Genomic DNA, 5,107 nt, shown 5'->3' with positions numbered 1-5,107 from the left:
CGTTGCATCGTCGTCAACGGGGACTGGGAAGCATTCGACAACTTCGTTCACGAACGCTTACGAGCAGCCGCCCACCTCAACGCCGCCCCAGAGCGCATTCAGACCCAGATTCCTCAGCAATTGCCAGAGGCTGCATGACCAGCATCACCCGATCTGCACCCAGCTCATTTCGCATACTTACGCTACAACCGGACAACCGGTAGCGCAAGTGTGGACCCGCACGCCTGCGTAGTGCGTCCGGCCCTTCTACCAAACGCACGAAATAGAGCTCAGCGCGTGAAGCCTTTGGTCCTTTGTCACCAGGGGCAACGTGCCAAGCATTGCGGAGGCCGCGATGATCCGGTCCGCCGGGTCTGGATGGCAGGGCTCGGGGAAATTCACGGCCCTGACCGCCACGGCGTTGTCGACCGGAACGAACCGAACGAAAGGCAGTGCCTCCGAGCGCGCAATCCAGTCTTCCGCCGGGAGTCGGAGTCGGAGTCGGGACTTCTTCACCAGCATGGTGACCTCCCAAGCGCTCATGCTCGAAACGTGGACAGCTCCGCTGGAGACAGCTTCCCTGACCGCCTTGGTAGCCGTTTCAGAAAGAAGCTCGGGCGAAGATAGCCACCAAATCCAAGCATGGGTGTCCAACAGGACACCGCTCACCCTTGGAGCTCCCAATCTTCGGTCCCCACGGGCTCAAACGGATCCTTGTAGTCCAACACGGAGCCCCGGAGGCCCTCAAGGAGCGCTTCCGGTTGCTCCCGATAGGGAACAATGCGCAACACCGGGACCCCGTGGTCAGTCACCACGAGGTCGTCCCCGGTTTCCTGAACTCGCCGGAAGTACTCGAGCGCCTTTGCCTTGAACTGAGCCTTGGAGACCCGCTCTGTCACGTCACGCTTTGGCACGGGCATGACCACAGTCATAGCACTAGGGTCATTTCCCCGCAAGCAAACCTGGCGACGCCGCAACCTGCGGCAAACTGTCTACCAGTGGGTAGGTGGCGATGAACGGCAAACCCGGCGGGAAGCTTCAGAGCCAAGTCTTGAGACGTGCGGTGAGCAACGGCTGGTTCCTGCTGGTCGGAGCCAGCCTGCTCGCCACCTCGCCCATTCCGCCCCGCATGGTGAGGCTGTTCATCGAAGTCAATGGGCCGGTCTTCAGGCTGACCGACGCCTCGTCCAAGCGACGTTTTGTGGTGCGCATCGAAGCCATCGGACCCGGACCAAACGGGCAGGACACAACGGCGCCGCCCCTCGAGGGTACGCTTTCGACGGGCTTGACGCACTCGCCCGGCGGGCCAGCGGGCAGGCGGAGCCCGCCATGGGTTCAAGTCGAACTAAGGCACGGAGACGAGACCGTCATGTCACGCTCGTTCCTCGAGCGCTCTTTGTTGTCGCCGGAAATCGAGTTTTCGGGGGGCTGCAGCGAAGCAAGCGCGGCCCCCGCAAATCCCTGCGTAGCGAGCCTCGAGGTCAAGTTCGATCGTGCAGCGAGCTCCGTCGCTCGCGCCGAAGTTCAATGGTCACTCTCGTTTTCCAAGGTGTGGGCTAGCGAAACCGACCAGGGAGGACAACTCCCGTGGGTCATCGAATTCGCGGAGCAATGAGGGCGGCCAGGGAACTCCGGGTTGGGCCCAGCTGGCCAGCCCTTTGTCGATGCGCCCTCGCGGTGGTGCTCGTGCTCGCAGGCGACGCGTGCGCCTCCGCGGATGAGGTTTGCTTTCTCGACTCGTCCGAGCTCGGGATGCTCTCGCCGAGCTTTGGGAGCGGCACGCGCCAGGGGAGAGTCGTTCTAGCAGCGAATTCGATGCAGGCTGGCACCCTGCGTGTGATCGTCTCCGGTCTGCCGGAGCTTGCGACAACGCGCGAGACACTCAGTAGCGTTTCGCTCACGATGTCCTTCTTGGCGTCACACACACAAGCGCCCTTGAATGCCGAGCTACCCGAGGTGAAGCTGATGCTCGCCCCAACCGTTTCGGGCTTCCGTAGACTGCGCACGCGCGAAGTACGCGCGCGCGGTGCAGGCAGCATCACATACCGCCGAGTGCTGAGCGACTGTTTCGGCGATGAGCGAGAGGCATGCTGCATGCTCGGCGCGCCGACGTGTTCCAACACCGTCGATTTCACCCTCTCTCGTAGCGATACCCTGTTTCCGGACGTGCGGATCGAGTGGAAGGCGCAAGCCAGCGCGAGCGTGTTCTCGTGCCCGGAGCTACCAGCGGAGCCGCAGGTGGAGATCGAGGTCGTCAAATGATCCGAGCTCGCTGCCACGACGAGTCTCCGCCGCTGCGGGCGTTGCGTCATCCGATCGTGGTGGCGAACGTCGTGCTACTGGTGATCAACGATCACTGGCTCAAACAGGCGTACCCGGGCTGGTCCTGTGCCCCGGCAACGTTAGGCCGGATTCAAAGCACGTATCGATGGGTGAGTCGCGACTCCTGTGCCGTCGTTCTCGGCTGGCGCCCACTTCTCGTATTGCCGACTGCGCACCGCGCTGCCGGAGGGGACCACTGCATGTACTTGACACCCGCCGCTCTATCGAGGGTCGGGTCGGGGCGGTGCTCACCCGGCGTCTTTGTACAGTCCGGAGCGCACCCGAGACGCGGCGATGCGGCCGGAGCTCCTGTTGGGCTCCGTGCCGCGGTCGCTTTGCGACGTTCGATCTCAGCTGTTCGGTGCGGGCGAGGACAAGATCAGGACACGCAGCATGAGGGCCACGGCGGAGCTGCCCACAACTGAGCGTCTGAGCGCCTGAGCGCTGAGCGCTGAGCGCTTGCTAACCGCTCAGAATCTAAGTAGTTTTGTGTGTGTGAGTTGATCCGCTGAGGACGAACGCGGTGCCATGCTGACCAGACTGCGGGTGCGGGGTTTCAAGAACTTGCTGGACGTCGACGTTCGCTTCGGCCCGTTCACCTGTTTCGTGGGCGAGAACGGCGCCGGCAAATCCAACCTCTTCGACGTCATCAACTTCCTGCGACTCCTGATGGACGCCCCCGTGCATGAGGCGTTCGCCCGGACGCGGGAGGTGCAGGGGCGAGCGGCAGACGTTAATTCCATGTTCACGAGCTTCGGGGACTTCCGGGCTCCGGAGGTGCGCATCACCGCGGACATGCTGCTGGAGAGGGAAGTCGAGGACGACTTCGGGACCGGTGCGTCAGCCTGCATTTCCAGCGTGCGCTACGAGATTGCTTTCCGTCCCGATGAGGACCAGCCAGCGGGCGTTGTGCTCGACCACGAGAGTCTCCAACCGACCAGGATCGCCGAGGCGCGCCAGTTGGGTTTCGATGCCAGCAGCGACTTCAAGACCTCCGCGGTCAGCGGTCGGCGGGCCGGCGGGCCGTTTCTTTCAACCAAGGACGGCGCCGCACACGTCCACCAGGAGGGGCATCAGGGTCGCGGGCGCCAGGTGCCGCTGACCCGCACTTCGCGACCGATCATTCAGAGTGCGACGGCGGAGTTTCCCACCCTGCTTGCAGCCCGGCGGGAGATGCAGGGGTGGAAGACGCTCATGCTTGAGCCCACCGCGATGCGGGCCCCGTCGGAGTACGCAGGGCCGCAGCGAATCGATCAGCGGGGCGCCCATCTGGCGGGAGCCCTCCAGCGCCTGCACAAGGGTGCCGGAGCGGCTGCTTACAGCGAGATTGCCAACCGTCTCGCGGAGCTGCTTCCAGAGGTGCGGGAGGTGCGCGTTGTAGACGACCCCCGATTTCAAACGTACACAGTTCAGGTTCGAGGGCCAGATGGGACCTTTCACCCCGCGAGGGCGCTAAGTGACGGCACCCTGCGCTTTCTGGTTCTAACGACTCTCTTGGAGGATCCGGAGGCGCGAGGGACATTGTGTCTCGAGGAACCGGAGAACGGCATTCACCCCGACCGGGTTCGACCGATGGTTCGTCTACTGCGCGACTTCGCGGTTGACCCCGCCCGGCCCGTTGACGGGGACAATCCACTGCGACAGGTCGTGGTCAATACGCACTCACCGTTGGTCTTCAAGGAAGTGGACTCCTCGGACGTTGTCTTTCTCGAGAGCGCGGAGCGAGCGGAAGGACGGGGGCACGTAGCGATTGTCGAGGCGCCTGGGGGATCGTGGCGAGCCAAGTATACCCGCCACGTGCGTCCAGCTAGACTACGTCAGTGGGAGCAGATCGAGTTTGATTTCGAGGCGGATGCCGCTGAGGAATGAGAGTTGAGTCGATCACGCTTGCCGCAGACGGTCGCTCGGATCGTTGCCTCATTCCCGCGATCCGTTGGACGGTCAGTCAGGCGCTCCGTGCGCGGCATCCCGAGAGCCTCGTTCGTTTCGACTTCGCGGACGTCCGCGCAACGCCTCTGGATGCGCGCATTGCAGAGGCGCTGGCAAAGTATCCATGCGACGTTCTCGTGGTCCATCGAGACGCGGAGAGGGAGGACCCCAGTTGCCGCTTCGACGAGATCTCGGAAGCGAGGTCCACAACTAATTGCACACCGACGGTCGGAGTCGTTCCCGTGCGCATGTCCGAAGCCTGGTTGCTTGTCAGTGAGCGGGCTATTCGTCGAGCGGCAGGAAACCCTCAGGGGCGAGGGGAGCTCGGCCTGCCCAAAGTGCGGGATCTGGAGCGCACATCGGATCCGAAACACGTGCTCAGAGAAGCGATTCTGGCCGCGTCAGAGGCTAGGGGGCGGCGCCGCGATCGGCTGAGACGGGACCTTCCCCAACGCATTCAGCGCGTGGCTAACCTCATTGAGGACTACTCCCCGTTGAGGCAACTGTCCGCCTTCCAGCGTTTCGAGCGCGATCTCGAGGCCACTCTTCACCCGCCGGCTACGTGATCGGGTAGCGGGTCCTCTTGGGGGACGACCTGACCCGCGTTGGGGCTTGGGGATATCCGGGCGGGTGCGGCGGAGGCGGCTCGCAGCTGGAGCCCACGGTCACCGGCCGGACGCTTTCGCGTCCCTACGGGCTCCTAATGTGCCGGAGCCGCACAACGGCGCGGCAAAGGTACACGAACCCAAGCGCTGAACGTGGGTGCGGCGCAGCGTGCGGCGCGTGACCATCACCGTCATTCCAGGGACGATGTAGCGTGGTTGCGTCATGCTTCGCACACCGCACCAAGCGTGCCCGACACCACCGCAGCTCATTT

General features: G+C 63.7%; 7 protein-coding genes. 4 read left to right on the top strand and 3 right to left on the bottom strand.

Going from position 1 to position 5,107, the window contains the following annotated elements; all coding sequences use genetic code 11:
• Window positions 1-246 precede the first annotated feature (246 nt).
• Window positions 247-648 (bottom strand): type II toxin-antitoxin system VapC family toxin, encoded by a 402-nt coding sequence (locus MJD61_10120; protein MCG8555625.1) that lies wholly within the window; start codon window positions 646-648, stop codon window positions 247-249.
• Entirely contained in the window at window positions 645-899 is a 255-nt protein-coding gene (locus MJD61_10115) for a type II toxin-antitoxin system Phd/YefM family antitoxin (GenBank protein ID MCG8555624.1), read from the bottom strand. The genes MJD61_10120 and MJD61_10115 overlap by 4 nt, the downstream gene beginning before the upstream one ends.
• Before the next feature lie 92 nt (window positions 900-991).
• Here MJD61_10115 and MJD61_10110 point away from each other — a divergent pair, with 92 nt between their 5' ends.
• The 4 genes from MJD61_10110 (at window position 992) to MJD61_10095 (ending at window position 4,796) form a co-directional block, all read left to right on the top strand.
• Window positions 992-1,594, top strand: coding sequence for a hypothetical protein (locus tag MJD61_10110; GenBank protein MCG8555623.1), 603 nt, complete (start codon window positions 992-994; stop codon window positions 1,592-1,594).
• A 200-nt stretch (window positions 1,595-1,794) separates the two neighbouring features.
• Window positions 1,795-2,241, top strand: a complete 447-nt coding sequence (locus MJD61_10105; protein MCG8555622.1) for a hypothetical protein — start codon at window positions 1,795-1,797, stop codon at window positions 2,239-2,241.
• A 588-nt stretch (window positions 2,242-2,829) separates the two neighbouring features.
• Window positions 2,830-4,170 carry an AAA family ATPase gene (locus tag MJD61_10100; protein ID MCG8555621.1) on the top strand — a complete coding sequence of 447 codons (1,341 nt, stop codon included), beginning with the start codon at window positions 2,830-2,832 and terminating at the stop codon, window positions 4,168-4,170.
• Window positions 4,167-4,796: a hypothetical protein gene (locus tag MJD61_10095; protein ID MCG8555620.1), complete on the top strand. Its 630-nt coding sequence runs from the start codon at window positions 4,167-4,169 to the stop codon at window positions 4,794-4,796. Before MJD61_10100 ends, MJD61_10095 begins: the two co-directional genes overlap by 4 nt.
• Before the next feature lie 99 nt (window positions 4,797-4,895).
• Here MJD61_10095 and MJD61_10090 read toward each other — a convergent pair.
• Window positions 4,896-5,107: hypothetical protein (locus MJD61_10090; GenBank protein MCG8555619.1), on the bottom strand; the 212-nt coding region annotated here is incomplete at its 5' end.

Source organism: Pseudomonadota bacterium, assembly GCA_022361155.1.
Classification (GTDB): Bacteria; Myxococcota_A; Polyangia; order Polyangiales; family JAKSBK01; genus JAKSBK01.
Note: the sequence above shows the minus strand (reverse complement) of the source record. Positions and strands in the feature narration are given on the sequence as shown.

Coding starts and splice junctions, on each gene's coding strand:
- MJD61_10115 (MCG8555624.1), bottom strand. CDS start 899: ATGCCCGTGCCAAAGCGTGACGTGACAGAGCGGGTCTCCAAGGCTCAG.
- MJD61_10110 (MCG8555623.1), top strand. CDS start 992: ATGAACGGCAAACCCGGCGGGAAGCTTCAGAGCCAAGTCTTGAGACGT.
- MJD61_10105 (MCG8555622.1), top strand. CDS start 1,795: ATGCAGGCTGGCACCCTGCGTGTGATCGTCTCCGGTCTGCCGGAGCTT.
- MJD61_10100 (MCG8555621.1), top strand. CDS start 2,830: ATGCTGACCAGACTGCGGGTGCGGGGTTTCAAGAACTTGCTGGACGTC.
- MJD61_10095 (MCG8555620.1), top strand. CDS start 4,167: ATGAGAGTTGAGTCGATCACGCTTGCCGCAGACGGTCGCTCGGATCGT.